The organism is Mesorhizobium sp. P3_B5 (assembly GCF_056402815.1).
On the sequence record NZ_JBFUGR010000006.1, the window covers coordinates 97,263 to 124,240 of the forward strand.

Annotated in this window: 25 protein-coding genes; 14 read left to right on the forward strand and 11 right to left on the reverse strand. The window is 61.0% G+C overall.

Going from position 1 to position 26,978, the window contains the following annotated elements; translation table 11 throughout:
* Positions 1–34 precede the first annotated feature (34 nt).
* The 3 genes from AC1DVW_RS17045 to AC1DVW_RS17055 form a co-directional block, all read right to left on the reverse strand.
* On the reverse strand, positions 35–1,003 hold the full coding sequence (locus tag AC1DVW_RS17045; protein WP_477269894.1) for a glycosyltransferase family 2 protein: 969 nt from the start codon (positions 1,001–1,003) through the stop codon (positions 35–37).
* Positions 1,004–1,148: 145 nt separating this feature from the next.
* The gene (locus AC1DVW_RS17050) at positions 1,149–2,324 is read right to left on the reverse strand and encodes a glycosyltransferase (RefSeq protein ID WP_477324521.1); all 1,176 of its coding nucleotides are present in this window, start codon (positions 2,322–2,324) and stop codon (positions 1,149–1,151) included.
* 39 nt (positions 2,325–2,363) lie between these two features.
* Positions 2,364–3,641 carry a glycosyltransferase family 4 protein gene (locus AC1DVW_RS17055; protein WP_477324523.1) on the reverse strand — a complete coding sequence of 426 codons (1,278 nt, stop codon included), beginning with the start codon at positions 3,639–3,641 and terminating at the stop codon, positions 2,364–2,366.
* 196 nt (positions 3,642–3,837) lie between these two features.
* Between AC1DVW_RS17055 and AC1DVW_RS17060 the strand changes: the two genes are divergently transcribed.
* Complete coding sequence (locus AC1DVW_RS17060) at positions 3,838–4,968, forward strand: glycosyltransferase family 4 protein (RefSeq protein ID WP_477324525.1); 1,131 nt, start codon at positions 3,838–3,840, stop codon at positions 4,966–4,968.
* On the opposite strand, the gene AC1DVW_RS17065 is transcribed toward AC1DVW_RS17060, so the two are convergent.
* The gene (locus tag AC1DVW_RS17065) at positions 4,961–6,193 is read right to left on the reverse strand and encodes a glycosyltransferase (protein WP_477324527.1); all 1,233 of its coding nucleotides are present in this window, start codon (positions 6,191–6,193) and stop codon (positions 4,961–4,963) included. The two genes, AC1DVW_RS17060 and AC1DVW_RS17065, sit on opposite strands and share 8 nt — an antisense overlap.
* Positions 6,194–6,438: 245 nt before the next feature.
* Between AC1DVW_RS17065 and AC1DVW_RS17070 the strand changes: the two genes are divergently transcribed.
* The 3 genes from AC1DVW_RS17070 to AC1DVW_RS17080 all read left to right on the forward strand — a co-directional run bounded on the left by AC1DVW_RS17070 (position 6,439) and on the right by AC1DVW_RS17080 (position 9,105).
* Positions 6,439–7,311: a glycosyltransferase family 2 protein gene (locus tag AC1DVW_RS17070; RefSeq protein WP_477324967.1), complete on the forward strand. Its 873-nt coding sequence runs from the start codon at positions 6,439–6,441 to the stop codon at positions 7,309–7,311.
* A 28-nt stretch (positions 7,312–7,339) separates the two neighbouring features.
* Positions 7,340–8,632 (forward strand): polysaccharide biosynthesis/export family protein, encoded by a 1,293-nt coding sequence (locus AC1DVW_RS17075; protein WP_477247505.1) that lies wholly within the window; start codon positions 7,340–7,342, stop codon positions 8,630–8,632.
* Between the two features lie 242 nt (positions 8,633–8,874).
* Positions 8,875–9,105 carry a hypothetical protein gene (locus AC1DVW_RS17080; RefSeq protein ID WP_477324529.1) on the forward strand — a complete coding sequence of 77 codons (231 nt, stop codon included), beginning with the start codon at positions 8,875–8,877 and terminating at the stop codon, positions 9,103–9,105.
* 116 nt (positions 9,106–9,221) lie between these two features.
* Here the strand turns inward: AC1DVW_RS17080 and AC1DVW_RS17085 are convergent, their stop codons facing one another.
* The 3 genes from AC1DVW_RS17085 to AC1DVW_RS17095 all read right to left on the reverse strand — a co-directional run bounded on the left by AC1DVW_RS17085 (position 9,222) and on the right by AC1DVW_RS17095 (position 12,545).
* On the reverse strand, positions 9,222–9,809 hold the full coding sequence (locus tag AC1DVW_RS17085; RefSeq protein ID WP_477247509.1) for a sugar transferase: 588 nt from the start codon (positions 9,807–9,809) through the stop codon (positions 9,222–9,224).
* Between the two features lie 386 nt (positions 9,810–10,195).
* Positions 10,196–12,034: a GumC family protein gene (locus AC1DVW_RS17090; protein WP_477324531.1), complete on the reverse strand. Its 1,839-nt coding sequence runs from the start codon at positions 12,032–12,034 to the stop codon at positions 10,196–10,198.
* A gap of 175 nt (positions 12,035–12,209) precedes the next feature.
* Positions 12,210–12,545 (reverse strand): hypothetical protein, encoded by a 336-nt coding sequence (locus AC1DVW_RS17095; RefSeq protein WP_477324533.1) that lies wholly within the window; start codon positions 12,543–12,545, stop codon positions 12,210–12,212.
* 225 nt (positions 12,546–12,770) lie between these two features.
* Here AC1DVW_RS17095 and AC1DVW_RS17100 point away from each other — a divergent pair, with 225 nt between their 5' ends.
* From AC1DVW_RS17100 to AC1DVW_RS17145, 10 genes are all read left to right on the forward strand, one after another.
* Entirely contained in the window at positions 12,771–14,285 is a 1,515-nt protein-coding gene (locus AC1DVW_RS17100; protein ID WP_477324969.1) for a phosphomannomutase/phosphoglucomutase, read from the forward strand.
* Positions 14,286–14,298: 13 nt separating this feature from the next.
* The gene (locus AC1DVW_RS17105) at positions 14,299–16,599 is read left to right on the forward strand and encodes an AGE family epimerase/isomerase (protein WP_477324535.1); all 2,301 of its coding nucleotides are present in this window, start codon (positions 14,299–14,301) and stop codon (positions 16,597–16,599) included.
* A gap of 265 nt (positions 16,600–16,864) precedes the next feature.
* Positions 16,865–17,146, forward strand: coding sequence for a hypothetical protein (locus AC1DVW_RS17110; RefSeq protein ID WP_477324537.1), 282 nt, complete (start codon positions 16,865–16,867; stop codon positions 17,144–17,146).
* A gap of 254 nt (positions 17,147–17,400) precedes the next feature.
* Entirely contained in the window at positions 17,401–18,045 is a 645-nt protein-coding gene (locus tag AC1DVW_RS17115) for a Crp/Fnr family transcriptional regulator (RefSeq protein ID WP_477247518.1), read from the forward strand.
* Between the two features lie 284 nt (positions 18,046–18,329).
* Positions 18,330–19,214: a cytochrome c oxidase subunit II gene (locus AC1DVW_RS17120; RefSeq protein ID WP_477247520.1), complete on the forward strand. Its 885-nt coding sequence runs from the start codon at positions 18,330–18,332 to the stop codon at positions 19,212–19,214.
* Positions 19,215–19,235: 21 nt separating this feature from the next.
* Positions 19,236–20,999, forward strand: a complete 1,764-nt coding sequence (locus AC1DVW_RS17125) for a cytochrome c oxidase subunit I (RefSeq protein WP_477269920.1) — start codon at positions 19,236–19,238, stop codon at positions 20,997–20,999.
* On the forward strand, positions 20,996–21,700 hold the full coding sequence (locus AC1DVW_RS17130; protein WP_477324539.1) for a cytochrome c oxidase subunit 3: 705 nt from the start codon (positions 20,996–20,998) through the stop codon (positions 21,698–21,700). Before AC1DVW_RS17125 ends, AC1DVW_RS17130 begins: the two co-directional genes overlap by 4 nt.
* Before the next feature lie 13 nt (positions 21,701–21,713).
* Positions 21,714–22,436, forward strand: coding sequence for a heme-copper oxidase subunit III family protein (locus AC1DVW_RS17135; RefSeq protein ID WP_477247526.1), 723 nt, complete (start codon positions 21,714–21,716; stop codon positions 22,434–22,436).
* A gap of 9 nt (positions 22,437–22,445) precedes the next feature.
* On the forward strand, positions 22,446–22,844 hold the full coding sequence (locus tag AC1DVW_RS17140) for a cytochrome C oxidase subunit IV family protein (RefSeq protein WP_477269924.1): 399 nt from the start codon (positions 22,446–22,448) through the stop codon (positions 22,842–22,844).
* Positions 22,845–23,016: 172 nt separating this feature from the next.
* Positions 23,017–23,490 carry an aminoacyl-tRNA deacylase gene (locus AC1DVW_RS17145; protein WP_477324541.1) on the forward strand — a complete coding sequence of 158 codons (474 nt, stop codon included), beginning with the start codon at positions 23,017–23,019 and terminating at the stop codon, positions 23,488–23,490.
* 53 nt (positions 23,491–23,543) lie between these two features.
* On the opposite strand, the gene AC1DVW_RS17150 is transcribed toward AC1DVW_RS17145, so the two are convergent.
* The 4 genes from AC1DVW_RS17150 to AC1DVW_RS17165 all read right to left on the reverse strand — a co-directional run bounded on the left by AC1DVW_RS17150 (position 23,544) and on the right by AC1DVW_RS17165 (position 26,968).
* Positions 23,544–24,362 carry a DUF2189 domain-containing protein gene (locus AC1DVW_RS17150; protein ID WP_477247531.1) on the reverse strand — a complete coding sequence of 273 codons (819 nt, stop codon included), beginning with the start codon at positions 24,360–24,362 and terminating at the stop codon, positions 23,544–23,546.
* Positions 24,363–24,511: 149 nt separating this feature from the next.
* Positions 24,512–25,450 (reverse strand): heme o synthase, encoded by a 939-nt coding sequence (locus AC1DVW_RS17155; protein WP_477324543.1) that lies wholly within the window; start codon positions 25,448–25,450, stop codon positions 24,512–24,514.
* Between the two features lie 52 nt (positions 25,451–25,502).
* Positions 25,503–25,883, reverse strand: a complete 381-nt coding sequence (locus AC1DVW_RS17160) for a c-type cytochrome (protein WP_477324545.1) — start codon at positions 25,881–25,883, stop codon at positions 25,503–25,505.
* Between the two features lie 161 nt (positions 25,884–26,044).
* Complete coding sequence (locus AC1DVW_RS17165) at positions 26,045–26,968, reverse strand: LysR family transcriptional regulator (RefSeq protein WP_477324547.1); 924 nt, start codon at positions 26,966–26,968, stop codon at positions 26,045–26,047.
* Positions 26,969–26,978: the final 10 nt, after the last annotated feature.

The window sequence follows — 26,978 nt, forward strand, 5'->3', positions numbered from 1 at the left end:
CAGCGCGAACGGTGAAGCGCGCCAAACGCCGTGTTCATCGAGGCCCGCCCGAAACGACCGCAGCCATCCGGCTGAGGGCTCCCCGAGTGCGGAACAGGTAATGGACCGGAGGCAATATCGCCAAGGTGGGGTCCAAGCCGAGGCTGTACCTCAATAATCCGATCCCTGCAGACAGCTTGCCCCTGTAAAAATGCGATGCCGCCGACCAGAAGGCCGTCGCCGCGATCTGCCGCGTGGCACTGCGGTGCAAACCTTTCGCGCCGGCGATGTCCCAGCCTTCCTGGCAAAAGAAGCTGTTGAATGCCGCCTCGCGCTCCTGGAGGTCCCTAAGTTTATCATCCCATAGTACACTCAGCTGGTTCGTGACATGCATGCGCTGCGCCACGAGTGCTCCGCGCAGCTTTGCAACGGCCCCCATGCAGGCAAGCCGCATGACCATTTCCAGATCATCCATATGTGTCAGGTTGGCGCGGTAGTGGCCGACCGATTTCTGGACGAGTGTACGGACGAGAATCGCATGCGCGCCAGAGTTTTCTCCGGCAGTACCACAGCATTGGCCTATATAGTCGCGTCCGCTCAACAGCGTCCCACCCTCAGGCTGCGGCTCCAGTTCCGGTGGTATGTCACCTACGAAAGGTTTCGAACTGGCCCCGAGGACGAAGGCCGCTTCCGGGCAGCGTTCCAGAACCTCAATACCGCTGCGGAGCGCGCCGGGCACAAGAATGTCGTCGGCACACAGGATCATGAAATAGTCAGCTCGCGCCCGATCGATACCCTCGTTGAAAGACGCGTGAGGCCCAAGATTGGTCTCGTGGCACACGACCTCGATCCTGCTGTCCTTTTCGGCCAGCCGACGCGCAACTTCGATGCTGTTGTCGCTGGAGGCATTGTCGATGATCAGTACCCTGAGATCGTCGACATCCTGGGCGACAATGCTGTTCACGCATTGCGGCAGGTAATGCGCGTAGTTGTAGCACGGAATGACGACATCGACGCTGGTCACTTCATCTCCTTACGCCCCAGCAGCAGGGGACCTGACCGCTGCGCGAGTTCGTCGCAACACGGCATCAGCACCGGTGCTGCCGAGTATAGAGCGGCGGGCCAGTTGCGCATTTCGGCAAATTGGTTGGGCAGATACAACATTCGGCCTAGGGTATTCGATGTCCCGCTTGCAGATCGCGTAGCGTATTTCCAGCCGCGTGCATGCCCAGGAGATCCTTCCATTGCTGCAGGAACCGATCCTTGGTTGCTGCCGCCGCCGTGTTGCGCAGCAACCCGCTGGTCCGGGCTTTCTCCGCAGAGCTTCGCGAAAGCGCCTTCCGCATCGCATCAGCGATCGCGGCGGGATGGTTCGGCCGCACCTCCAAGCATTGGCCTCCCACCGCCTCTACAAGCGCACTGTCCGCGGACACTATCGGCAGCAAACCCATGTAAGCGGCCTCCAGAGCCGGCATCCCGAAACCCTCGAGAAGGCTTGGCAGCACGAATGCCTCTGCGTTTGTATAGAGCCCGCGCAACTGTGCATCGGGCACGTAGCCCATGAGCCTTACGCCGGCGATGGTTGAAGCAAGTTCCGCGATTTCTTCATGTGCGTCGCCACGCGACCCACACAACACGTATTCTATGCCTTCACGCTGGAATCCGCCGTCCCTATACGCCCTCAGGGCGGCGATCTGGTTCTTGCGGGTTTCGAACGCCCCCACGGTAAGAAAATACCGACCGCTCAAGCCGGGGACAGTTTCGGCCGGGCCATCAAACAGTTCGGTGCGCAAATACAGTGGGATTGTTGCCAGGAACCGGAAACCGGAACCAAAAAGAGAGTTGAATTGCTTCGCAGAAAAATTGCTGACGAAGACGACCCCAGGCTTGATGCGCCGGATTTTCTCGTAAGCAAGGTGGTAGTTGGCGCAAGTCCGTTCGCAGTAGAGGTCGCTATGCGTCAGCGGACCGACATCATGGCACAGGACGATATCATTCTCTGTCAGGCGTGACCTCAGGACGTAAAGCGGATCCAGGAAGAGCCGGAAGCCGCGCTCATCGACTTTGTCACCGATCAGGAAGATTTCGCTGTCCCGGAGCCAGTTGATTTCCAGCATCATCAGCCTGGCGACTATCTTGCGGGCAAGACCTTCGGGTGCGAAGGAACCCAGCCGCCAGTAACGGACCTTGGCCCGGTCAGGGACAAGTTCCCGGGTGAGATCCTTGGCAATGTGGTAGGCGCCGGTCCTGTTTAGGATCGACAGAGAGTTGTCGAGAAGAAGCATGTTGGCGGATGCCCGTCGGCTCGTGGCGAGTAGGTCGTGCGGGTCGGTCTGTTCGTTCACCGTGCGCTCCTGGAGATCAATCCGCAGGCTGGCAGCCAGTCAATCGCGGAACTCGCCGAAATCGGCGTCGACCTGAACCATGAGTTCGAGGTATTTCCAGGCGATCCACCGCCAGGAATAACTGCTCGCCCTCGCGTGCCCCTTGGTGATCAACCGCTGCCGCAAGTCTTGGGCGAGCATCAGCAGGCGGACAGCCTCGGCCCACGATTGGACGTCGTCGGGATCGGCATAGAGAGCCGAATCCCCACAGATTTCAGGAAGGCATGGCGAGGTCGAGGCCACCACCGGGCAACCGGATGCCATCGCTTCGACGGCGGGAAGCCCAAAACCCTCGATGCGTGACGGGAACAGGAAGCACAGGGCGCCTTCGAGCGCCTTCTTGAAGTCGTCGTCCCCTATGCGGCCAAGCAGGACGATGTTGCCGGGCATTTCCGGGACATAGCGCAGGACCGTGGTCTCATCGACATCGCCTGGCATCCAGAGATCGAGACCCATCTCATCGAGAAGCGGGGCCAGCTTGGCGAGAAGCTCCATGTTCTTGTATTCCTGATCCCGCCTTCCAAGGCAGAGGACGTACGGCCTGCCGCGGTCGACGGCCAGCGACGATCTCGCCGCATCCCACCTCTTCGCATGGTCGCTGCCGTTGTAGGTGACGACGATGTTTTCGTCCGGCGCGATGCCAAAATCTATCAGATGGTCGCGCGAGAGTTGCGAGACGGTGGTGATGCGGGCAGCCCGCCTGCCGAGCGCCGGCAGGATCAGGCGATGCGCCCAGCGGAAACCGAGCCCGTAGCTCGACGGCATCAGCCTGGTGTGCATATCGTGGATGCATGCGATCTGGCGCCGCAGCACGACGGGAGCGAGGTTGCAGAAGCTCAGCAATCCTCCCGGCACGTGCCAGGGCAACTGCGCCTGCACCCAGAATTGCGGCAGTCGCGGCCTGCTGAATTCAGGAACGACCCGGACGGGGATGGCATCGAGGCGGAAAGGTTCCGAAAGCGGGCGCGGCACCACGAGATCGATCTCCAGGTCGCGACCGAGCGGATGCCCTTCCGAAAGGAGGGCGTCGAGGGCCATGGTCACTTCGCGGGCGTAGCGGGCAACGCCGGTCGGCCGAAGCGTCGTGAAGTCTCCGTTTATCGTCCAGCGTCGTCTTGGCGCATCCCGGTCCGACCACGCCCAGGCGGGATGCCCGATCGCGGATTGGGCAGCGTCGGCAGGCGATCTCGCCAGTGGTTTCTCGGCGCGGTGGCCATTCAACCGCCCGGCAGGTCTTGGCGCCGCCGCCGCCGCCGTGCCGAACTCGAGCTTGCCCATGTCCACCTCCCCCAGTCCTTTCGGCGCCCTGGCGAGACTAGCATCCCGTGCGACACTAAGGTCCTCAGACGTTTGAGGTAGGCACACAGTCCGACCTCGCCTATCCGGATGATTCCCGGTTAACCGGATGACCCGATGGCCATGGTGACCAGGCGTCTTCGCAGCCCCACACTGACGGCCACAAAGGGGGGCCGCCATGGCACGGCGCTGGACAATCAATGGGCGTTTTCTTTCCCAGCCGACAACAGGCGTCCAGCGCTATGCGCGCGAGGTCGTCCGCGCGCTCGACGCCTTGATAGCGGAACAGGCCCCCCTCGCCCGTGGCCTGGAAGTCGGACTGCATTGTCCCCCCGGCTCCGATAAGATCCCTCTGGCCATCATCGAGCGCCGCGAGATCGGCCGCACGAGCGGCCATATCTGGGAGCAGACGCAACTCCCGTTGTCGCTCGACGGAGGCGGACTGCTCAGCCTCTGCAACACGGGACCGCTGCTTTCCCGAAAGCATATCGTCTGCATCCATGATGCAAACGTCTGGAATGCGCCGCAAAGCTATTCGCGTGCCTTCAGGAGCTTCTACAGAGCGTTGCTGCCATGTCTCGGCAAGACGGCGTGGCGTGTTTCGACGGTTTCGGATTACTCGCTTGGCGAACTGGTCCACCGCGGCGTCATCCCCGCGCAACGGGCTTTCGTAGCCCCGAACGGCCATGAGCACGCCACGCGATGGACGCCCGAACACTCGGTCAGGACACGAATGGCGGCCTCGCGGGAAACCATCGTCATGATCGGCAGTGCCGCACCCCACAAGAATGTGGGGCTTGTCCTGGACATGGCTGACCGCCTTGCCGAAGCCGGGCTTAGGATCGCCATTGTCGGCATGTCGGATTCGCGCGTTTTCAAGTCAGGACCAACCAGCACAAAAGCCCAAAACATCCAGTGGCTCGGCCGCATTTCCGATGGCGAGTTGGCTGCTCTCCTCGGGGACTCACTATGCCTGGCTTTCCCCTCGCTCACGGAGGGTTTCGGCCTCCCCGCCCTCGAGGCAATGGCGGTCGGCTGCCCGGTGGTGGTTTCCGACCGGGCCAGCCTGCCTGAAGTCTGCGGGAACGCAGCGCTGTTTGCTCCTCCGGACGACCCGGAGGCATGGTTCGACCGTTTCATGCAGTTGCGCAATTCTGAGACCCTGCGGCTGCAGATGATAGGCAAGGGACGGGCGAGAGCCTCGGCATACAGCTGGAGAGCGACGGCCTTGCGCTATCTCAAGGCGATGGCGGCCGCAGACGGCGTCGACATGGAAACGAAGGTCGTCAGGGCTCGCGAGTTCACGTGATCTCGTGCAGTGCCTGGACCGCCCCGAGCGATTCCAGGATGGCGCGGTCGAAGTTGTCTTCGGAAAAACGTTCTGCATTCCTGGCGCAGGAGCGGGGCGCGATGACATGGCTGTTCTCTTCGAACCGCTCGACTGCCTCCTTGAGGTGATCGACGGTTTGAGCCTTGAACAACACCCCTGTCGGCTCGGGCGATGACCCAAGGCGCCGCACAATGTCGACCGCCCCGCCACGGCCGAAGGCGATCAGTGGTGTTCCGCAAGCCTGCGCCTCGGCCAGCGCTATACCAAAATCCTCACAGCCCGCAAAGACCATCGCCTTTGCGCGTGCCAGGGTGTTCACATAGTCTTGCCGGGGCAGATAGCCCGAGAAGGTGACATTCGGGCCGGCAAGCGCCCGCAGGGCGGCTGATTGCTGCCCTTCGCCAACGATGACCAGCCGCCGCGACGGCATCTCGTTGAAGGCCCGGATGACGAGGTCGGTGCGCTTGTAGGGCGCAAGGAAAGATGCCGAGACATAGTAGTCATGCTTGTCCTCGACACAGGGCAGTTCTGCAAGCGCAACCGGCGGGAAAACGACGCGCGCCTCGCGCCCGTAAATGTGCTGGATACGGGAGCGGACATAATTCGAGTTCGCCAGCATCATGTCCGGACCGTGCGCGGTTCGCGTGTCCCACGTCCTCAGACGATGGAGCATATACCGGTAGAGCATTCCCTTGGGGCCAAAGCCAAGGTGACCCTGCTGCAGATAGGAAAACTGCTCGTCCCAGGCGTAGCGGACCGGGCTATGCACGTAGCAAAGATGCGGTTGGTCCGGCCTGGTGATCACGCCACGCGAAAATGCGGCCGAAGACGAGATCACCGCATCGTAGCCTGTCACGTCGAACTGCTCGATCAGGAAAGGGCAGAAGAAGAAGAGGGACCGATAGAATTTCTGCACCATCGGAATCCGGTTGGCAGCGGAGGTATGGAATTCCACGTCGCGGAAATATTGCTCCTTCACCTCTGCCGGGAGGAAATCGAAAAGCGTGAAGACTTCGGCATTGGGGAACTGCTTGCAGATTTGCGCCAGAACCCGTTCACCGCCCCGGAAATTCGGGCACCAGTCGTGAACGACCGCTATCTTCGCGTATCGGTCGACGCGAAGCTCCGGCACGGCCGGCAACTCCTCGATGGGCACATCGACCTTGGCCGCGACCGTCAGATCGGAAGAACGTTCGTGGAGCATGGGTCCCCTCGCACCAGCAGACCCGGCAGTCTCCATTCCACGTCATGGTCCCGGCAAGTTGTCCGATCGGCTACAGGCTGCTCCGCACACGCGCCGGCCTAGTACTTCCGGCTGTGTATCGTGCGATGGGAATACTCCAAAAGCCGGTGCCAGGAGGTAGGCAAGCTCATTCCGTCTCCTTTTATGCAGGCTGTTTCGGCCCCCTGGTCGGTCTAGTTTCGGCGGAAACCAAAGCTGGATCGAGCATGAGACTTGCAGTGATCATTCCGACCCTTGGCCGCAGCGGACAAGTCGCGCGCTTGCTCCGGCATTTGGGCGGCCAGACGAGACTTCCCGACGAGGTCATTTTGTCGGCCCCCGACGCCACACATGTCGAACTGCCGGAACGCAGTCCTTTTCCCGTGTCACTCGTTTTCGGACCGAAAGGACTGGCTGCCCAACGCAACAAGGCCCTGGTCCCTTCCCTGGGGCGCTTCGACATCATTACATTCTTCGACGACGATTTCGTTCCGTCCTCCGAATACCTGGAGCAGGTCGAGCAGGCTTTCGTGGGGAATGACGGATGGGCTGTGGTGATGGGCAGGGTCGTCAGGGACGGGGCAACGAATGCAGGCCTCACCTGGCAAGATGCCGAAGCCGCCCTGCGGGAGGCCAACGACAAAACGCATTCTGGACCGTCGGTGGTCGATCATGTCGGAGCTTACGGTTGCAACATGTCCGTCCGTTCCTCGCTTGTGGGCGATTTGCGTTTCGACGAGCGCCTCGTCCTCTACGGCTGGCAGGAAGACATCGACTTTACCAGCCAACTGAGGTCCAGAGGCCGCGTGGTCTGCGTGACCTCGATCACGGGCGTCCATCTCGGCATCAAGTCGGCGCGCACCAGCGGAACGCGGCTCGGTTACTCCCAGGTTGCCAACCCGATCTACCTGATCAGGAAGGGCTCCGTTCCGGCCTCTTTCGCGCTGCCCCTGATGTTCAGGAATATAGCGGCCAACCTCGCGAAGAGCCTGTGGTCGGAGCCGTATGTCGACCGAAGAGGCAGGCTCAGGGGCAACATGCTTGCGATCCTGCATGTCGCCAAAGGGCGGATCGAACCCGAATACATCCTGAAAATCTGACGCGGTGAAGACAATGCGGAAATGGTTTGTGACGGTGGCGGCTTCATTGGCGGCGGCGACTATGTGCTCCTTGCCGACGGTGGCTGCCGAGTATCTCCTCGGACCTCAGGACAAGGTCAGGCTCAAGGTTTACGAATGGCGCGCGTCACGCGATGTGATCTTCGAATGGACGGCGCTCAACGACAGTTTCGTTGTCGGCGCCGACGGCACGCTCTTTCTTCCATTTGTCGGCCAGATACGTGCGCAGGGCACCGCCCCCGGCGACCTCGCTCGCGCGATCGGCGACCGCCTGATGCAGCACATGGGCCTCGGCCGCCAGCCGGATGTCGCCGTCGAGGTCGTCCAGTACAGGCCGTTCTACATAGTCGGCTACGTTACGCAGCCCGGCGAGTTTCCCTACAGGCCCGGCCTGACGGTGCTGCAGGCGTTGGGCATCGCCGGCGGCCTGCGGACACACGAGGAAGACATGTCGAGGCTTGAGCGTGAAGTCATCTCGGGCCAGGGCGACGTGGGCTTGTTGGCGCTGAGCAACGTCGGTCTGCTCGCGCGCAAAGCGCGGTTGGAATCCGAACTGGCTGGCAGCGACGACATCGCGTTCCCTGCGGACCTGAAAGACAGGGCCTCCAACGAAACGGTCGCGCAGGCGATGGAGCAGGAGCGTAAGATCTTCGCCGTCCGAAAGGACGCGATGACGACGCAACTCCGTGCTCTCCACGAACTCAGGGATTTCCTGGAAAAGGAACTAGCTTCGCTCGAGGAGCAGCTGACCTTCCACGACAAGCAAATCGAACTCATCCAGAAGGAACTCGCGGGTGTATCGACCCTTGTCCAGAAAGGTCTGGCTGTTGCGCCACGGGAACTCGCTTTGGAGGGGACGGTGGCACAGATGCAGAGCGACAGGCTGGCTGCCGAGACCTCGCTTTTGCGAGTCAGGCAGGAGATTAGCAGGACCGACATCGAGATCCTCAACCTCGGCAACAACCAGGCCAGTGAAGTCGCCGGGGCCTTGCGCGAGACGCAGCTGCAGCTCAATGAGGTTACCAGCAAAGCCGACACTGCGGTGCAGTTGCTGCACGACACCGAGGTCACCGCCCCTGCACTTCTTGCCCTCAGGGAGCGCTCCCAAAGGGCCAAGCCGATCTTCAAGATCGTGAGGACGACGGACAGCGGCTCGGAAGAACTCACGGCTGAGGAAACGACGCCGATCGAGCCAGGAGATACCGTGAAGATCGAGATCCCGCCGCCGCAGTCGGGCTTGGCTGCCCTACCCGTAAGCGGCGGCATTCAGGCGGCGACGATTCCGGTTCAGGGTACCAATTGATCAAGCTTGCATGGTCCAGCAAGGGCGGCAGATCGCTGCGTCCCATTGGTATGGGTGCTGGAACCGCGGCTGCTGGAAGCCGCCAAGCGGACCATCTGTGCAATACCCCTGGCAGCACTTGCCTTGCACTTTGAGGCCGCATATCAGTGAGCACACACACTAGGCCCCTTGGACCCCTGACGGAACCTTCCTGCCGCAGTGAGCCATCAGTCCTGCGGGCGCCACTGGAGATGTCGGTGCTCATGAGCATAATTGCCGTATCGGCAGCAGGCGTGCTGATGGGATTGCGGTTCAAGGTTCCCGCCCTGATAGCGGCGACTGCTGTGCTTCTCGTCGGAAGCTTTACCTGGAATGGCCTTGGCTTGCCGGGCCATGTGACCGCCACCAAATTGCTGATCCTGGTATTCGTATTGGCTTGCGCCTACGTCATCGGCCTGTCCCTGTCCGTCCGCCGGAAGCGGGACGAAACCTAGAGCGGCATGATCCCGAAAAGTGGGAATCGGTTTTCGGAAAAGATCATGCTCGAACAAGAAGATGGAGCCCCATCCCGATTCCAGCGGGATGGAACAGGCTCTAGCCCTTCGGGACTTCAGGAAGCCCTGTCGAAGCGCATCACTGCGAAGATAGTCCTGAACAAGATCACGATGTCGAGCCAGACCGACCAATTCCGCACATACTGGCTGTCCAGGGCCACGCGGCTGGCATAGTCCATGCTGCTTCTTCCACTCACCTGCCAAAGCCCGGTTAGTCCCGGCCTTGTCCGAAGGTATTCCCCCAGGTGGTCGCCATAGCGGTTGAGTTCGTCCTTCACGATGGGCCTTGGGCCCACGCAACTCATGTCGCCGCGGATGATGTTGAAGAGCTGGGGGAGTTCGTCGAGGCTCGACTTGCGGAGCATCCACCCAAGGAGCGTGACGCGGGGGTCGTTCCTGATCTTGTGGGTCTCCTCCCACTCCATGCTGAGATCAGGATTGGCTTCGAGATATGCTTTCAGAACTTCTTCCGAATTGGCAACCATCGAGCGGAACTTGTAGCAATTGAACGGCTTTCCGCCGAATCCGACGCGGCTGTGCGAGAACACTGCCGGGCCTCCTGCCGTCATCCTGATCAGCAGGGCAACGACGATCATCACAGGCGCAGCCATGACAAGTGCCGTGGACGCTATGACCAGATCCATGATCCGCTTCAGGAGACCTCCCAGAGGTGGGTTCGTCGTTCCTGCCCTGATGCCAGGCGACATCTCCGTCAACACTGCCCCGGCACTGTTGTGGTCGGCCGCGGGAACAACGTGCAGGACTGCCGTTCGGCCTTCAGCCGCCACGGGCAGAGGTGGCTGAATCCAGATCGGGGTTCCCTGGTGCGACTCGAAGGCGTTCGTTGACATTGTTTCGAATGCTGTTTTGCTGTTTCGAATTGTTCTCGACACTGTTCCAAGGTCGGGGCTTGTCGGCAAGAATGGCAAAGGAGGTAGCGTGACGCTCCGGGGCTATCCCCCTAATCCCAAGGAATGATCCCCCTACACGCTTTTGCGACTTCCGAAGGAGGAGTATCCCGCTCTGTGTTTCATGCTTTGCGGTGCTTGGAGGTCATCGCGCGGACCTTGGTCAGGAGGACGCCAAGTACCGGCGTCCTGCCCGCCCGCAGCGTCCTGACAAGTTCTCGCAGGGTTTCGACATGTGTCTTGCCCCACTCGGCAACGATCACGACGCCATCCAGGACCGATCCGACGATCAGTTCGTCGGCTCCCGAGGCAAGTGTCGGCAGGTCGACGATGACGATGTCGTAGGCGGCAAGCTCGTGGGCGGCAAGGTCGCAATCGGCAAGCTCCGAGAGGAACGCCTCCATATTGCCTGGTGCCAACAGGCGCTTGGCGCCCACGACCGAACTTGGAAGCACGTCGAACGGCCGCCCCGGAGCGCGGACGATGTTGAGCCGAACAGGATCCTGGAAGGTTTTTAGGGTGCCCGGCCAGCCAAGCAACCGCGTGGTCATGGTCGGTCGCCGAACGTCGGCGTCAATCACCAGCGTCTTCAGGCCGGACATCGAGTAGAGCGTGGCAAGATTGCTGGCGACGGAACTCTTCGAGCTGTCGTTGGATACAGCGGTCAACCCAAGCAGCTTGATCGGGCGGCTGGTTTCCGCAAGGCTGATTTCGGTTCGCGCGTTCCTGAGGCTGTGGCTGTATCGGGAGTGCGGATATCTTACCACTTCGTCGACGTGGCCGGATTCCCTTCTTCGGCTGGTGGGCGGCAGTTCTCCGACGCATTCGATACCCAGATTATCTCGGATGTGTCGTGGCGACCTTATGGTCCAGTCGAACGTATGCCTCGCGAACGAAAGTCCGACGCCGAGAATGAACCCGGCAACCGCCGCGAAGGCCAGCATCAGCTTCGGCCTTGGAGCGCTCGGATTGAGCGGCGCCGTCGCAGCCGTGATCACCCTTGCGTCGGCAACCGGGTAGGATTGCTGGCTTACCGAGTTGGTGTAGGCCTGCAGGAAGCTCTCATACATCTTCTGGTAGGTTTCGGCAGTCACCTCAAGCTCTTCGAGCGTCGGCACAGAGTTCGCCCCACCTTCCCCATTGGCTTCATCGCCGACGCTATAGTCGTGCCGCGACCGGAACTCCTGCGCTTTCGCCATGGCCTCGTTCATCTGGGTACGGAGCTGCGAAAGGCGCATCTCGAGCCACGCGCCGCCTTCCTTTGCGGCGTCGGCCTTGGTTTCTATCTGCTCGCGCACAAAGGCATCGGCCGTGGCGTTCGCAATCGTGGCTGCGCCCTCGGGATCAAAAGAGGTGAAGGATATGTCTATCGCGTAGGAAACGCCGACCCTGCGGATGTCGAGTCCCTCGCGGAAAATCAGCATGCTGCGCCGGGTCTTTTGGTACTCGGTCAGCGGCGCAGGCGTTTCAGGCGCGCTCAGGCCGAAACGCTCCCAAAGCGAGGTGAACCAGGCGCTTTTCCGGAGCCCGAAAGCGTCAAGCAAAACTGCTCCTATCCTCCTGAACCTCTCCAGCAAAATCGGAGCCTGCGGACGGTTGAATTTGGGGTCGTCGACGAGTTTCAGCTGGTCTAGGACCATCGCAGCGATCTTTTCCGACTGCATCACTGCGATCTGGCTTTCCACTTGGGCGGTATCCAAGGACAGATTTACTTCGCCGCCCTCCTGCAGATGTTGTGGCAATTTCGGCTCGATCAGGATCTGCGCGCTGGCGGTGAAGGTAGGGTCGGTGGTCAAATTGTAGAAGCCGGCCACCAGGAGCGCCGCGGCAAGGCAGGCGATGATGGTTCCGAGATAGCGCCGCAGAAATTCGGTTATGTCGGAGAGGCCGATGAACTCCTGGTCGATGGAAGCCTGCTGATCCGTTGTCAATGGCCATTGATTGGGGAACATGCGGTTCATTCAACGTCTCCTGCAGGCGTGCGGGGAGATCCAGCGCACACGCTGTCCCCATGCAGGCGGTCCATGGCATTCGGCCGATGTTTTCATTGAAAGCTGAGGCCCCGCGATCCCAGACTGCCGCGAAAGACTACGCCTGCGCCGCGGAAGGTAAATGCCGCCAATTGGCGTATGGGCCCTACGCCCCATGGGAAGGAACAATGCGCAGCAGCCCTTCTCTCGTCCTGTCGACAAATGACATCTGCTGTTCCAGCGAGACCTGCCGTCCCCGGTTGAGCGCCAGGTTCCGCGCGAGCGTATCGACCCGCGCGGAGATGCGTTCGGGGCCCTCGCCATTTTCCATCGCCTCCGAGGAGAAAGCCGCGCAGTCCGTCATCCTTTCCACGGACGGACGGAGTTCCGCGGATTCCCTCTCGATTTCCACCTGAATGACCGTGAGAAGCCGAGCCAGGCGACCGAACCGCCTTTCGTCGACATCCTCGCGGAACGAGAACCTGAATGCGGTCAGCGGCATCTTGCAGCCCACCCTTGTCGCCAGCGCCCGACAGGGCGCGCACCCTCCCAGAATACAAGCCCGCCATGCCTGGACGAGACATCCTTTCGGCCATCGGCAGGCATGCTCCTATTGGATGAGGGGGCACGAACCAGGGCGTTGGGGTTACTCGAATTCATGAAGGGGCCCGCGTCCGGCAGCGTGCTACGACTGTTCCCCTCAATTGCAGAGCGGAAAACCGCGACCATGAACATAGTCGGCCAAGCCACGCCAAACACATTCACCTTCGAAACCAGTGCTCTCATCAAAGCCACTGGCTTCCGGGAATACGACGCGCGCTGGTGGTTCGGGCATCCAGGCTCGGAGAAAGAACCCGAACTCAACCTGATGGGCGTGCAGGCGATCGGCATGGGGCTCGGCACCTTGATCCGCCGAATGGGCGTCGGCCCGGACATCGTCACTGGCCACGACTTCCGTAGTTATTCCATGGCCATCAAGATGGCACTGGTCTCCGGCCTGATGGCGGCCGGCGCGCGCGTCAAGGACATCGGTTTGGCACTTTCTCCCACAGCCTACTTCGCCCAGTTCGCACTCGACGCTCCGTCGGTGGCCATGGTGACGGCCTCCCACAACGAGAACGGCTGGACCGGAGTGAAGATGGGGGCGCAAAGGCCTCTGACATTCGGCCCGGAGCAGATGACAGCTTTGAAAGCGCTCGTGCTGGACGGCGATTTCGATCTCATCGGCGGGGGAAGCTATGAATTCGTCCCCGGATTTCGCGAGAGATACATCGAAGACCTGACAGCCGGAAAGAACGTCGGCCGAAAGCTGAGGGTGGTGGCGGCCTGCGGCAACGGCACCGCTGGTGCTTTTGCGCCGCAGGTGCTGGAACGCATCGGCTGCGAAGTGATCCCGCTGGACGTAGAACTCGACCACACCTTTCCGCACTACAACCCCAATCCCGAAGACATGAAGATGCTGCACGCGATCCGGGACAAGGTTCTGGAGACGGGCGCCGATGTCGGGCTCGGCTTCGACGGCGACGGCGACCGCTGCGGCGTGGTCGACAACGAGGGTAACGAGATTTTCGCAGACAAGGTCGGCGTCATGCTGGCGCGAGACATTTCCGGGCTGCATCCGAAATCCGTCTTCGTGGTGGACGTCAAGTCGACGGGACTTTTCATGACGGATCCCGTTCTCGCGCAAAACGGTGCAAGGACGGATTACTGGAAGACCGGACACTCCTACATCAAGAGGCGCGTTGCCGAACTCAATGCCATAGCTGGTTTCGAGAAATCGGGGCATTTCTTCTTCAACCCGCCGATCGGACGCGGCTACGACGACGGGCTCCTCACCGCGATCGCCGTCTGCGAGATGCTCGACCGTAACCTGGGCAAGACACTCGCCGACCTTTACCGCGATCTGCCGCTGACCTTCGGCACCCCAACGATGTCGCCCCACTGCCCCGACGAGGTGAAATACGGGGTGGTCGCGAAAGTTGTCGGGGAATTCACAAAGATGAAGGGGGATGGGATCGAATTCGCCGGCCAGCCGCTGGCCAATCTCGTCACGGTGAATGGAGTGCGTGTCGTTGCCCAGGACGGCACCTGGGGTCTGGTCAGGGCCTCGTCGAACAAGCCGGAAATTGTCGTCGTGGTGGAAAGCCCTGTCTCGTCGGAGCGACGTCGCGAGATGTTCGAGGCTCTCGATGCCGTGCTGCGCCACAATCCGGAGGTCGGAGTCTACAATCAGACATTCTGAGAGGAACTGGACCATGCCGGGCCGGATCGTAAGTTTTGTCATGAGCGGGGGCGTCGGCTCACGGCTGTGGCCGCTCTCGCGCGAAGACAATCCCAAGCAGTTCCATGACCTTTCGGGCGACGGCTCCATGCTCGCGAAGACTGTCCGACGCCTCAAGGCGCGGCCGGAAGGTGAAACGCCGATCTACCTGATCGCTTCCGAACGACACGCCGACCGCGTTGTCTCGGACATCGGTCCGCTCGGCCTGCACGGCGGCAAACCGATTTTCGAGCCCGTCGGCCGCAATACCGCCGCCGCGGTCGCCATTGCCACCTTGCAGACGATCTCCGAGCATGGCGGCGACGCGCTTGTGCTGGTGGTCCCCTCCGACCATGAGATATCGACCGAAACGCAATTCTGGGAAACCGTCGAGGCTGGCAGGCCTGCCGCCGATTCAGGAAGCATTGTCGTGTTCGGCATCAAGCCGACACATCCCGAGACCGGGTACGGTTACATCGAGGTTTCGGCGAATGGTGGTGGAGTTGCCGCCGTTTCGCGTTTTGTCGAAAAACCCGATGCCGAGACAGCCGGCCAATATGTGTATTCCGGACGATTCTACTGGAATGCCGGCATCTTCCTGTTTCGCGCCGACACGATGCGGCAAGCATTCCTCGACCTCCGACCGGACATCTGGGAAAGCGCGGAACGGGCCTACAAGACCGCACGGGTCGACGTCTCAGGTATTTACCTGCCCCAGGGCTTCTACTCGGCTGTCCCTTCAACATCGATCGACTACGCAGTCATGGAGCATGCACGCGGTATCGCGATGGTTACGGCTTCCTTCCGCTGGAACGACCTCGGATCGTGGCAATCGCTGCTCGAAGCCAGCCCGACGGACCGCGACGGCAATGTCGTAATGGGCGACGTCGTCGCCATGGATTGCGCCAGCTCCTACCTCAGAAGCCAGGGCAGGCTGCTGACCGTTATCGGAATGAAGGATGTGGCGGTGGTGGCGACACCGGACGCGGTGTTCGTCGCTCCCGTCAGCCACAGCCAGAACGTGAAGAAAGTCGTCGAACAGTTGGAGAAGAGCGGACGCCTCGAGACGAAGTTCACGGCGTCGGAAGACCGGGTCATTGTCAGCGGGTCATGGCGCAAGCGCGTCGAGCACTGGCTCTTCGAGGAGACCCTGCCGCTGTGGTCCACCGCAGGTGTCGACGATGTGTACGGTGGCTTCCACGAGGCTCTCGGTTTCGATGCAAGGCCGTTGGGCAAACCCAAGCGCATGCGGACGATGGCTCGCCAGATCTACGCTTTCGCGGTGGCCAAGGAACGCGGCTGGGAGGGACCTGCCGACAAGCTTATCGACCACGGCATCGACTTCATCGCGAAATACGGCCGGACCGACCGCGGCGGATGGGTGCGCACGCTGAATGCAAACGGCAGCGTGGCCGACCCGGCGGAGGACGCTTACGACCATTCCTGCGTGCTCCTGGCGCTTGCCCATGCTCACCGATGCGGCCATCAGGAAGCCCTGCGGCTTGCACAAGAGACATTCCATTTCATCGACGCCCATCTTGAAGACGACAGCCTGAACGGTTTCCTCGAGACCCCGGGCTGGAAGGGGGTGCGGTTCTCGAACCCGCACATGCATATGCTGGAATCCTTCCTTGCCTGGCATGGCGTCACCGGCGACCGTGCATATCTGCGTCGAGCGGCACGCGTCATCGATCTCTTCCGGTGCCATTTCTTCGACCAGGAAAGCTGGACGCTCGGGGAACATTTCGATGTCGATTGGCTGCCGTTGCCGGGGGACAAGGGACAGTGGACCGAACCGGGGCACCATTTCGAATGGGCCTCGCTCCTCGTCGATTTCGCGCGGGCGAGCGGGCAGAAGGACTTGGCGGCCTACGCAAGGAAGCTCTATTCGTCGGCGGTCGCCAGCGGATTGAACCGGGCCACCGGTCTGGCATATGCGGCCGTGTCGCGGCAAGGATTGCCCCTCGACCGGCTCTCCCGCAGCTGGCCGCAATGCGAGGCCATCAAGGCGGCCGTCGCCCTGGACGGCATTGGTGGACCGGATCTGAAACCCGAGATTGAAGCTCGTGTCGCCCGCCTCTTCCGATGGCATATCGATCCGGCACCGCTTGGTTTGTGGGTCGACAGGATTGACGAGCGCGGAAGGTCACTGGCGACGGAGGTCCCCGCGAGCATCTTCTACCACCTGGTGACGGCGTTGATGCAGTATCTGGACAAGACTGGAGGACAGGTCGAACCTTTCCCACTGCCTGCTTTGGACAAGGGCGAGACGGTTCCGAAGCAGATCTACGGCTGACTGGAACTGGGCTGCTTTTCTCGACGGCGGAACCCCGCGCTGGCTGTGACCGCGGTGAAGCTCCAAGGGGGTAAGGAAGTAGTAGCTACGGCGAATTCGGTATCCCCTGCCCCTGTGTCGCGACCGCAATCCGGGATAGTATGCTTATAAGAAATGCCTAAAAGAGAGCATCGAACGCCCCCAATCCTGGAACTCTGGTCAACTCGTCGAGGCGTCGTAATTTTGAGCCTGTGAACCTTCTTGTCCGAACGGTTGAGACGCAACTATGGCAAAAAAAAAATCGCGTACGAGACCCAGCGGTGATCTGCTGAAACTGCTTGCTACCAGGCCGAGAGCGGTTGCGCTTGCTGCGCTGCACGTGAGTGAATCCGTGCTGCTGGAACTCGAGGCATCCCAGCTGTTGTCAGCAGCAGAGATCAGAGGATTGCTCAAGGACGCGTCAACGACGCTACGCAATGCCGCCGATCAAGTGGACAACCGCAGCTGTGCCGTTGCCAGCGAAATAGTCGAGTCCATGCGGGAAAATTTCAAGAGAAACAAAACCTGACCAGCGCCCGGAGCGATTTCGAATCGCGGCTTCCGCAAGCAAGCCGAACTTGTAAACTTCAACGAAAAGTGGCGGTCACGATACCATGCACTCGAAAGTTACCATTGACCGTATACTCATCGCATCAAATCTGATGTACATTCCATCGGAGGGGAAGGGAATTTGGGGCGGGGTTGTAAATGACGTATGCTTCACATCCCCCTTTGCGCGGAAGTGAAAATCGTCCACCGTACGTCGGACTCAACGACGACGATATGGCACTTATCAAGGCACTGGGGTTCACGCCGAAGCGATATCCAGCGGAGACGGTCATCGTCAGTCAGGGCGAGGCCAGCGATCGCGTATTCATTGTCGAGTCGGGCTGGGGTTGCATTTCTCATGAGCTCGCGGGCGGGCAGCGGCAAATTCTGGATTTTGCCCTGAGAGGCGATATCGTCCTGCCTCAGTCATACCCAGGCAGCGCTCTTGAAACGTTTGTGGCTCAAACCGACCTTTTGGTGCTGGTGGCTTCGACCAAGACATTTACCCTTGCTGCCATGAAGTCGCCCCACCTCTTCTCCCTTATTCTCGACACCCTCGTGTATCACGGAGCGGTTATCGCTCAACATCTCACCAATGTGGGACGACGCAGCGCTTTGGCGCGGACGGCGCATCTGTTCCTCGAACTGAGGGCGCGTCTGGAGCGAATCGGCTCTGTCACCCGTAACAGCTATGAATGCCCTCTCACCCAGTACGATCTCGCGGACGCTCTCGGCCTCACTCCGATCCATGTCAATCGAATGCTGCGGGAACTGCGCGAGCGCAAGTTGCTCGAATTCCGCCAAGGCCATGTTCGCGTGCTCGATCAACCGGGCCTGACGAAGTTTGCTGGATTCGAGCACGAATATATCGAAAATTGAGGCATATCGGCCTCGGCGCCCGACGTTTCTCCAGTAGAGGAAACCGTGTGCTTTGCGAATAGCGGCCATTTTTACGCACTCTCTCGCATCGCCAGGTACCGGCTAACAACCTTGATGCTTGAGACCTGCCCCCATGCTCTGCCAATGTGCGGGCGAGCCACAAAAAGCGATTTTTCGCGCCTTCCACAGCCGGCTCTAGAATTTCGATCGCAAATCACGCTATGATGCACGTGGCATTCGCCGGGACGGCTTCGCGCCCCCTCGAATGCCGGGGAGGACGGGACATGGCCATCGTGCTTGTACTCGTTTTGATCGTCGTGGGCTCGGTGTTGTTCCACTTCATGAGCCCATGGTGGTGGACTCCGATTGCCTCCAATTGGGACTACATCGACAACACCATCATCATCACCTTCTGGATCACCGGCATCGTCTTTTCCGCTGTCGTGCTGTTCATGGCCTATTGCGTGTTCCGCTTCCGTCATCGGGAAGGCAGCCGGGCGGCCTACGAACCGGAGAACAAGCGGCTCGAATGGTGGCTGACGATCGTCACCGGAGCAGGCGTCACCGCCATGCTGGTTCCCGGCCTGTTCGTCTGGAGCCAGTTCGTCAACGTTCCCAGCGACGCAACCATGGTCGAAGTCGTCGGCCAGCAATGGCAGTGGAGTTTCCGCTTGCCTGGCAAGGACGGCAAGCTCGGCACATCCGACACGCGCGACGTCACCGCAGAAAATCCGCTGGGCGTGATCGCCAAGGATCCCAACGGCCAGGACGATGTTGTGGTCGAAGCAGCCGACCTGCATCTGCCGGTCGGCAAGCCGGTCAAGATGCTGCTGCGCTCGATCGATGTGCTGCATGATTTCTACGTACCGGAATTCCGCGCCAAGATGGACATGATCCCGGGCTCGGTCACCTATTTCTGGTTCACCCCGACCAAGACCGGAACCTTCCAGGTCCTGTGCGCCGAGCTTTGCGGGCAGGGTCATCCGATGATGCATGGCGTCGTCATGGTCGACACCGAGCAGGACTATATGGCCTGGCTCGGCCAGCAGCAGACGTTCGCGCAATTGTCGGCACCCCTGCAAACCGGCTCGACACAACCGGCGCCGGGCAACGCGACGGTGTCAGCTCTAGAAGTTGCGGCAAAACTCGAAACTGTCGGGTCCCGCTGAAAAGGGCACGGAGGTGCTCCTATGGTCGATATCACGCCTGCAGATGCCGTACCGCCCGCCGAAGTCGCGGAAATGGAACTCTACCATCCGCACAGTTGGTGGACGAAGTATGTCTTCTCGCAGGACGCCAAGGTCATCGCCATCCAGTATTCGGCAACCGCTACGGCCATCGGCCTGGTGGCGCTGGTGCTGTCCTGGCTGATGCGGCTGCAACTCGGCTTCCCCGGCACCTTCAACTTCATCACCCCTGAAGCCTACTACCAGTTCATCACCATGCACGGCATGATCATGGTGATCTACTTGCTCACGGCACTCTTCCTCGGCGGCTTCGGCAACTACCTGATCCCGCTGATGGTCGGCGCCCGCGACATGGTCTTTCCCTATGTCAACATGCTGAGCTACTGGATCTATCTGCTCGCCGTGCTGGTTCTGGTGTCGAGCTTCTTTGCGCCCGGTGGACCGACGGGGGCCGGCTGGACGCTCTACCCGCCGCAAGCCATCATGACCGGCACACCTGGTGGCCAGGAGTGGGGCATCATCCTGATGCTCGTGTCGCTGATCCTGTTCATCATCGGCTTCACCATGGGCGGCCTGAACTATGTTGTGACCGTGCTGCAGGGCCGCACGCGCGGCATGACGTTGATGCGCCTGCCGCTGACCGTCTGGGGTATCTTCACCGCCACCGTCATGGCGCTGCTCGCCTTCCCGGCGCTGTTCGTCGCCTGCGTGATGATGCTGCTCGACCGCGTGCTCGGCACCTCCTTCTTCATGCCGGCGGTGGTTGAGATGGGCGAACAACTGCAGCACAATGGCGGCAGCCCGATCCTGTTCCAGCATCTGTTCTGGTTCTTCGGCCACCCCGAGGTCTACATCGTGGCGCTGCCGGCCTTCGGCATCGTCTCCGACCTGATCAGCACCCATGCGCGCAAGAATATTTTCGGCTACCGGATGATGGTCTGGGCCATTGTCGGCATCGGCGCGCTGAGTTTCGTGGTCTGGGCGCACCACATGTATGTCAGCGGCATGCACCCCTATTTCGGCTTCTTCTTCGCCACCACGACATTGATCATCGCCATCCCCACCGCCATCAAGGTCTACAATTGGGTGCTGACGCTGTGGCGCGGCGACATCCATCTCACCATTCCGATGCTTTTTGCCATGGCCTTTATCGTCACCTTCGTCAATGGCGGGTTGACCGGGCTGTTTCTCGGCAATGTCGTGGTCGACGTTCCGCTGTCGGACACGATGTTCGTCGTCGCCCATTTCCACATGGTCATGGGCGTCGCCCCGATCACCGTGATTTTCGGGGCGATCTACCACTGGTACCCGAAGGTCACCGGCCGGATGCTGAACGAGACGCTGGGCCGGTTCCATTTCTGGGTCACGTTCCTCGGCGCCTATCTGATCTTCTTTCCCATGCATTATCTCGGCCTGATGGGCGTGCCGCGGCGCTACAACGAACTGACCGACATGGCGATCATGACGGAGTCGGCCCATCACCTGAACTCCTTCATCAGCATCATGGCGTTCATGGTCGGCTTTGCTCAGATCGTCTTCCTGTTCAACCTGATCTGGAGCATCCGCCACGGCCGCGATGCCGGCGGCAATCCATGGCGGGCGACCACACTCGAATGGCAGACGCCGCAGACACCGCCGGCGCATGGCAATTTCGGCAAGGATCTGCCGATCGTCTATCGCTGGGCCTATGACTACAGCGTGCCGGGCGCCAAGGAGGACTTCATCCCGCAGAACATGCCGGGCGGTCCCTCGAGGGAGCCGGCATGAGCGTCATCCTGGTCTTCCTGGCTGTGATTTTCGGCATTGCCGGGTGGTGGCTCTCCCACCAGCGGCTGATGGCAAAGCCATGGCTCGAGCAAGGCATGGCAGGCGACTATATCGCCCTCGACCGGTCGGCGTTGCCGACCGCCAAGATCGGCCTCGGCGTCTTCCTTGCCGTCGTCGGCTGCCTGTTTGCGCTGTTCACCAGCGCCTACTTCATGCGCATGGCACTGTCGGACTGGCAGCCAATGCCATTGCCGCGCATCCTCTGGCTCAACACCAGTGTGCTGGTCCTGAGCAGCATTGCGCTGCAATGCGCCTCGGTCGCGGCGCGCAAGGACCAACTGGATACGGTCCGGCTCGGCCTCGCCACGGCCGGGCTGACTRCCCTCGCCTTCCTGATCGGACAGCTTATGGCATGGCGGGAACTGACCGCCGACGGCTATTGGCTGGCCTCCAATCCTGCCAACAGTTTCTTCTATCTGATCACCGGAATGCATGGCCTGCATATCGTGGGCGGACTGGTGGGCTTGAGCAGAACAACCGCGAGTGCCTGGAACGGGGCACGGCCGCAACGGCTGCGTCTCAGCGTCGAACTGTGCGCCATGTACTGGCATTTCCTGCTTTTCGTCTGGTTCGCCATCTTCGTTCTTCTGGCCGGCTGGGCCGCGACGTTCATCGACATTTGCCGACAGTTACTGACCTAGGAGGTCTGGGAGCATGGCAGAGACGACACTGACGCATATCGGCCAGACGGAGCCGCGGCCGGCGGGCTGGCAAGGCATTGCCGCCGACTGGTCTTCGGATCAGCGGGCGTTCAAGAACGTGTCCTGGGGCAAGGCCATGATGTGGATCTTCCTGCTCAGCGACACCTTCATCTTCGGCTGCTTCCTGATCTCCTACATGACCGCGCGTATCTCCACCCGCGTGCCGTGGCCAAATCCCAGCGAGGTCTTCGCGCTGCGCATCGGCGGCCAGGAAATCCCCCTGATCCTCATCGCCATCATGACCTTCGTGCTGATCTCGAGCAGCGGAACGATGGCCATGGCGGTCAATTTCGGCTACCGCCGCGACCGCCGCAAGACGGCGATCCTCATGGTTTTGACCGCAGCACTTGGCGCGACCTTTGTCGGCATGCAGGCCTTCGAATGGACCAAGCTGATCACCGAAGGGGTGCGGCCCTGGGGCAATCCATGGGGTGCCGCACAGTTCGGTTCGTGCTTCTTCATGATCACCGGCTTCCACGGCACCCATGTGACGATCGGGGTGATCTTCCTGCTCATCGTGGCGCGCAAGGTCTGGCGCGGAGACTACGACACCGAGCGGCCCGGCTTCTTCACCAGCCGCAAGGGCCGCTACGAGAATGTCGAGATCATGGGGCTCTACTGGCACTTCGTCGACCTGGTCTGGGTGTTCATTTTCGCATTTTTCTATCTTTGGTGAGAGGACGATATGGCTGAAGCAACCGCAAACGGCCTGGGGCAACACGCTCTTCACCCTGCTCATGACGCGGCAGCAACCGGCGGCGCCCATGCAGAGGTTCACCAGGAACACCCGATCAAGCTCTACATGGTGGTCTGGGCATGGCTGTTCATCCTCAGCACCTGCTCCTATCTGGTCGACTATTTCGGCCTGCACGGCTATCTCAGATGGTCGCTGATCCTGATCTTCATGATCCTCAAGGCCGGGCTGATCGTCGCCGTGTTCATGCACATGGCCTGGGAGCGGCTGGCACTGATGTACGCGATCATCCTGCCGCCGGTTTTCGTGCTGGTGTTCGTGGCACTGATGCTGTTCGAAGCGGATCACACGCTTCTCACCCGTGTGACGTTTTTCGGCGCCGGGCCCTGATACGCAAACTGGATTTGGGGCTTGGTCGACCGAGGCTGCCTGCAGTTGGGGTCGGGCCGCGCTGCCTTGAAACAAAGGGCGCCTGATCCATCTTGCTATTGTCGGAAACGATCGGAGGAGAATGATTGCCCTCGTTTCCGATGCGCCGCGAACTCCGGCAGGGAGGCCGAAGATGACGATCGCAAACAGACTGAAGGACTACATTGACGGGAGAGGAATCTCCTACGACACCGTCGCCCACCATCGCACATCGACGAGCAGGCAGTCCGCCATTGCCGCGCATGTGCCCGGCAGCATGATGGCCAAATCGGTGGTCGTTCACCACGAACTCGGCTATGCGCTGGCCGTGGTCCCAAGCACGCACAGAATCGAGCTCGGTACACTGCAGGACGTGATGGACAGGCGTCTTGGGCTCGCCTCCGAAGACGAGGTGGTCTCACTCTTCGGCGATTGCGACACCGGCGCCATTCCGCCGATCGGCGCGACCTACGATGTCCCGGTGATCCTCGACGACAGCCTCGGCGAGGCCGCCGACATCTATTTCGAGGGCGGCGACCACAGGACTCTGGTGCATGTCAGCGGCAAGGATTTCCGCAACCTGACCATGGACGCACGTCACGCCCGCTTCAGCCACGCTGCCTACTGAAAAATCAACCGGCTGCACCGGAACTCTCGCCGGTGCAGCCGAGCCGGATATCGTCAACTCGTCGGCCTGACCGGCGCCGGGGATTCCACGACCTTGCGGTAGACATGCCAGGTGGCGTGACCGAGGATAGGCAACACCACCGCCAGACCCGCGAACACCGGTATCGAGCCGATGATCAGGCAGACGGCGACGATCACCCCCCAGACAGCCATCACAATCGGGTTGGCCAGGACCACGCGCACCGAGGTGTGGATGGCCTCATAGGCGCCCACGTCGCGGTCGAGCAACAGCGGGAAAGCGACGACTGTGGTGCACAACACCACGGCGGCGAAGACGAAGCCGATGGCATGACCCAGGATAATCAGCGTCCAGCCCCGGCCGGTGGCGAATATCTCATTGATGAAACCGGATATCGATGTCGGCGGCGCCGGGCCGAAGAGAGACTGGTAGAACAGCTGCGCCGTCAAAAGCCAGGCGATGAAGATCGCAAACAGCATGATCCCGACCGCCGCGATGGATGGCAGCGCCGGAGAATTCCTGATCTCGAAAGCGTGCTTCCAGGAGGCGTCGATCCCGGCTTCCCGTCTGCGGCTGATTTCATACAGGCCGATCGCCGCGAACGGACCGATCAGCGCAAAACCGGACACCAGCGGAAACAACAACGGCAACGCATTGGCGCCCGACGTCCAGGCAGCCAGCACGACGCCGACCAGCGGATAGATCAGGCAGAGAAAAACGATGTGAGACGGTTTGACCATAAAATCGTCGACGCCGCGCTTGAGCGCATCAAAAAGGTCGGAAACGCCGATTTTTCGAATTTTAGTGTGTTCCAGCGTCTCGCTGGCGCCTGCTATCACGTGAAAACTAGTCATGCCCGTTCCTCCAGATCAGGTCCGGTTAGGTCGCGGTTTCACGGTGCCGCCGTTTTGCATGACTGGCCACGCAAACCGCGACCTGCACCGTGATCAACATACTCTTTTGCATGGGGTTTGTCGCCCTTTTGTCGGAAGGGCCGGCAGGGTCATGCACCGGCTGCAACCGGCATGAAGGCGCGCATGGCGATGGTGTCGGCAAGCAGGATGGCAAAGATCGCGAACAGATAGAAAATCGAATAGGCAAACAGCGCCTTTGCCGGTTTCATGTCCTGGTCGGCAATGACCAGAACCTTCCAGGCCTGCCAGATGAAACCCGCGCCCAAGGCAGCCGAAGCAATCCCGTAGAATCCGCTGGCGAACCCAAACGCCCAGGGCAGCACGCCGATCGGCGCCAGTACCAATGCATAGGCGAAGATCTGCCTTCGCGTCGAAGCCTGGCCGGCCACATTCGGCATCATCGGGATGCCGGCCGCGGCGTAGTCGCCGGCCTTGAACAGCGCCAGCGCCCAGAAATGCGGTGGCGTCCAGAGGAAAATGATCAGAAACAGGATGAGGCTTTCAATGCCGACGGCGCCGGTGGCCGCCGCCCAGCCGATGACAGGAGGAAGCGCGCCCGCGGCGCCACCGATGACGATGTTCTGCGGCGTCGAGCGTTTCAGCCACATCGAATAGATGACGACGTAGAAGAAGATGGTGAAGGCCAGCAGCGAAGCAGCGAGCCAACCCACCAGCAGGCCGAGCGTCATCACCGAGAATGCGGAAAGCACCAGACCGAAGCCGAGCGCCTCGCCCGGCATGACACGGCCCGACGGAATCGGCCGTTTTGAGGTGCGCGACATCAGAGCGTCGATATCGGCATCGTACCACATGTTGAGCGCCCCGGCCGCGCCTGCTCCAACCGCAATGGCGCCGATGGCGATCACGGCGATGACCGGGTTCATCCCGCCCGGCGCCACCATCAGACCGACGAAAGCAGTAAAGATGGCCAGCGCCATGACCCGCGGCTTCAACAGCGCAAAGAAATCACCAGCCGTCGCTTCCGAAAGGCGGACGTCGGTATCCTTGAGGCTTTCCTTGACCGACATTTTGAGACGACCAGCAATGGAAACCGGCAGCCGAGCCGGCCGAAGAGCCAGGCTATTTCGAGAATTGCTTCAGATAGGCGATGACGTTGGCGATGTCCTCGTCCTTCTTCAGGCCGGGAAACGCCATCTTCGTGCCTTTGACCATGGCCTTGGGATCATGAAGGTAGGTCGTCAGCGTCGGTTCATCCCATTTGACCCCGGATGCGCCGGCCGCGATCATGGCCTCGGAGTATTTGAAATCCGGATGCGTTCCGGCTGTCCGACCGATGACGCCGTGCAACGACGGACCGATCTTGTTCGTGTCCTCTTCTGCGATGTGGCAGACCTTGCATTTGGTGAAGACCTTCTCGCCTGCCGCAGCATCCTGGGCCTGCGATGAATTCGAGATGAAGGTTGCAACGGATATGGTGGCTAGGAATGCTATTGCACGCATGGCATCTCCTCACTGATCGCCAATATTGCCAAGACGATCTGCGCGCGCCGGCATGTTGATACGCCGACATGCGCACTGGGCCACAGAACGGAATATCCGCTCCTCCCTTGTGACCCTGCGACATCCTAGTACCACAGAATCTGGCCGGCAGATAGGAGATGTCAGCCTTGCGCCACGGCCCCCAACCTGCCTTCCAGAAGATCGCGCCGCTGTTGCAAGGCGTCGGAGACAAATTTGGTGAAGGCATGCACGCGCGCCGTGCGGCGCAGATCATCATGCACGAGCACCCACAAGGCCGAGCCGATCTCCTCGATCAAGCCGCCGACCCGCACCAGTCCTGCAGCACCATCCCCGAGATAACAGGGAAGTACGGCCACCCCCGTTCCGGCGCGCGCGGCATGCGACATCGTCACCAGGGAATCGGCGCGGAAAACGATGTCGGCGTCCGGCAGCGACGAACGCATCCAGCGGGCAACGCCCGTATTGGCCAGACTGTCGTCGGGGGCGATCCAGCGCAACACAGCAAACTCCGGTTCCGGCGGCAGCGTCTCGACATAGGACGGCGCCGCGTAGGCGGCGAAGGCGACGCCCGAAATGCGCCTGCCGACCAGAATTTCCTGCGGTTGGGATACCGGTCTGATCGCCACGTCCGCGTCGCGTTGTGTCAGATTGGCTATGGAATTCTGCGTCGTCACTTCCACCCGGATGCCTGCATGGAGATCGCGAAACGCCGCCAGGATCGGCGGCAGCACCGACACCATCAGCGTGTCCGTGGTGGTAACCCGCAACGTGCCTTCGAACCTGAGGTCCTGTCCCGACAGTTTGCGCGCCAGTTCATTGACTGTTTCAGCCATCTTGCGCGCCGCACCCAGCAATTCCTCGCCGCCGGCGGTGAGCGCGTAGCCCGACGGCAGCCTGTCGAAGAGGCGAATGCCAAGCCGCTTCTCGAACGCGTTGACGCGCCGCAGCACGGTGGTGTGGTTCACATCAAGGATCCGCGCCGCCGCCGCCAGTGAACCGCCGTCGGCGACGGCCAGCACCATGCGCAAATCTTCCCAGTCGATGTGGCCGCGTGAGCTGTGCATTTCCGCAGCA

What these genes read in the sequence shown, in the direction of transcription:
- AC1DVW_RS17055 (WP_477324523.1), bottom strand. Translation starts at nt 3,641, where the DNA reads ATGGGCAAGCTCGAGTTCGGCACGGCGGCGGCGGCGGCGCCAAGACCT.
- AC1DVW_RS17060 (WP_477324525.1), top strand. Translation starts at nt 3,838, where the DNA reads ATGGCACGGCGCTGGACAATCAATGGGCGTTTTCTTTCCCAGCCGACA.
- AC1DVW_RS17065 (WP_477324527.1), bottom strand. Translation starts at nt 6,193, where the DNA reads ATGCTCCACGAACGTTCTTCCGATCTGACGGTCGCGGCCAAGGTCGAT.
- AC1DVW_RS17070 (WP_477324967.1), top strand. Translation starts at nt 6,439, where the DNA reads ATGAGACTTGCAGTGATCATTCCGACCCTTGGCCGCAGCGGACAAGTC.
- AC1DVW_RS17080 (WP_477324529.1), top strand. Translation starts at nt 8,875, where the DNA reads ATGAGCATAATTGCCGTATCGGCAGCAGGCGTGCTGATGGGATTGCGG.
- AC1DVW_RS17085 (WP_477247509.1), bottom strand. Translation starts at nt 9,809, where the DNA reads ATGGATCTGGTCATAGCGTCCACGGCACTTGTCATGGCTGCGCCTGTG.
- AC1DVW_RS17090 (WP_477324531.1), bottom strand. Translation starts at nt 12,034, where the DNA reads ATGAACCGCATGTTCCCCAATCAATGGCCATTGACAACGGATCAGCAG.
- AC1DVW_RS17095 (WP_477324533.1), bottom strand. Translation starts at nt 12,545, where the DNA reads ATGCCGCTGACCGCATTCAGGTTCTCGTTCCGCGAGGATGTCGACGAA.
- AC1DVW_RS17100 (WP_477324969.1), top strand. Translation starts at nt 12,771, where the DNA reads ATGAACATAGTCGGCCAAGCCACGCCAAACACATTCACCTTCGAAACC.
- AC1DVW_RS17105 (WP_477324535.1), top strand. Translation starts at nt 14,299, where the DNA reads ATGCCGGGCCGGATCGTAAGTTTTGTCATGAGCGGGGGCGTCGGCTCA.
- AC1DVW_RS17110 (WP_477324537.1), top strand. Translation starts at nt 16,865, where the DNA reads ATGGCAAAAAAAAAATCGCGTACGAGACCCAGCGGTGATCTGCTGAAA.
- AC1DVW_RS17115 (WP_477247518.1), top strand. Translation starts at nt 17,401, where the DNA reads ATGGCACTTATCAAGGCACTGGGGTTCACGCCGAAGCGATATCCAGCG.
- AC1DVW_RS17120 (WP_477247520.1), top strand. Translation starts at nt 18,330, where the DNA reads ATGGCCATCGTGCTTGTACTCGTTTTGATCGTCGTGGGCTCGGTGTTG.
- AC1DVW_RS17125 (WP_477269920.1), top strand. Translation starts at nt 19,236, where the DNA reads ATGGTCGATATCACGCCTGCAGATGCCGTACCGCCCGCCGAAGTCGCG.
- AC1DVW_RS17135 (WP_477247526.1), top strand. Translation starts at nt 21,714, where the DNA reads ATGGCAGAGACGACACTGACGCATATCGGCCAGACGGAGCCGCGGCCG.
- AC1DVW_RS17140 (WP_477269924.1), top strand. Translation starts at nt 22,446, where the DNA reads ATGGCTGAAGCAACCGCAAACGGCCTGGGGCAACACGCTCTTCACCCT.
- AC1DVW_RS17145 (WP_477324541.1), top strand. Translation starts at nt 23,017, where the DNA reads ATGACGATCGCAAACAGACTGAAGGACTACATTGACGGGAGAGGAATC.
- AC1DVW_RS17150 (WP_477247531.1), bottom strand. Translation starts at nt 24,362, where the DNA reads ATGACTAGTTTTCACGTGATAGCAGGCGCCAGCGAGACGCTGGAACAC.
- AC1DVW_RS17155 (WP_477324543.1), bottom strand. Translation starts at nt 25,450, where the DNA reads ATGTCGGTCAAGGAAAGCCTCAAGGATACCGACGTCCGCCTTTCGGAA.
- AC1DVW_RS17160 (WP_477324545.1), bottom strand. Translation starts at nt 25,883, where the DNA reads ATGCGTGCAATAGCATTCCTAGCCACCATATCCGTTGCAACCTTCATC.
- AC1DVW_RS17165 (WP_477324547.1), bottom strand. Translation starts at nt 26,968, where the DNA reads ATGCACAGCTCACGCGGCCACATCGACTGGGAAGATTTGCGCATGGTG.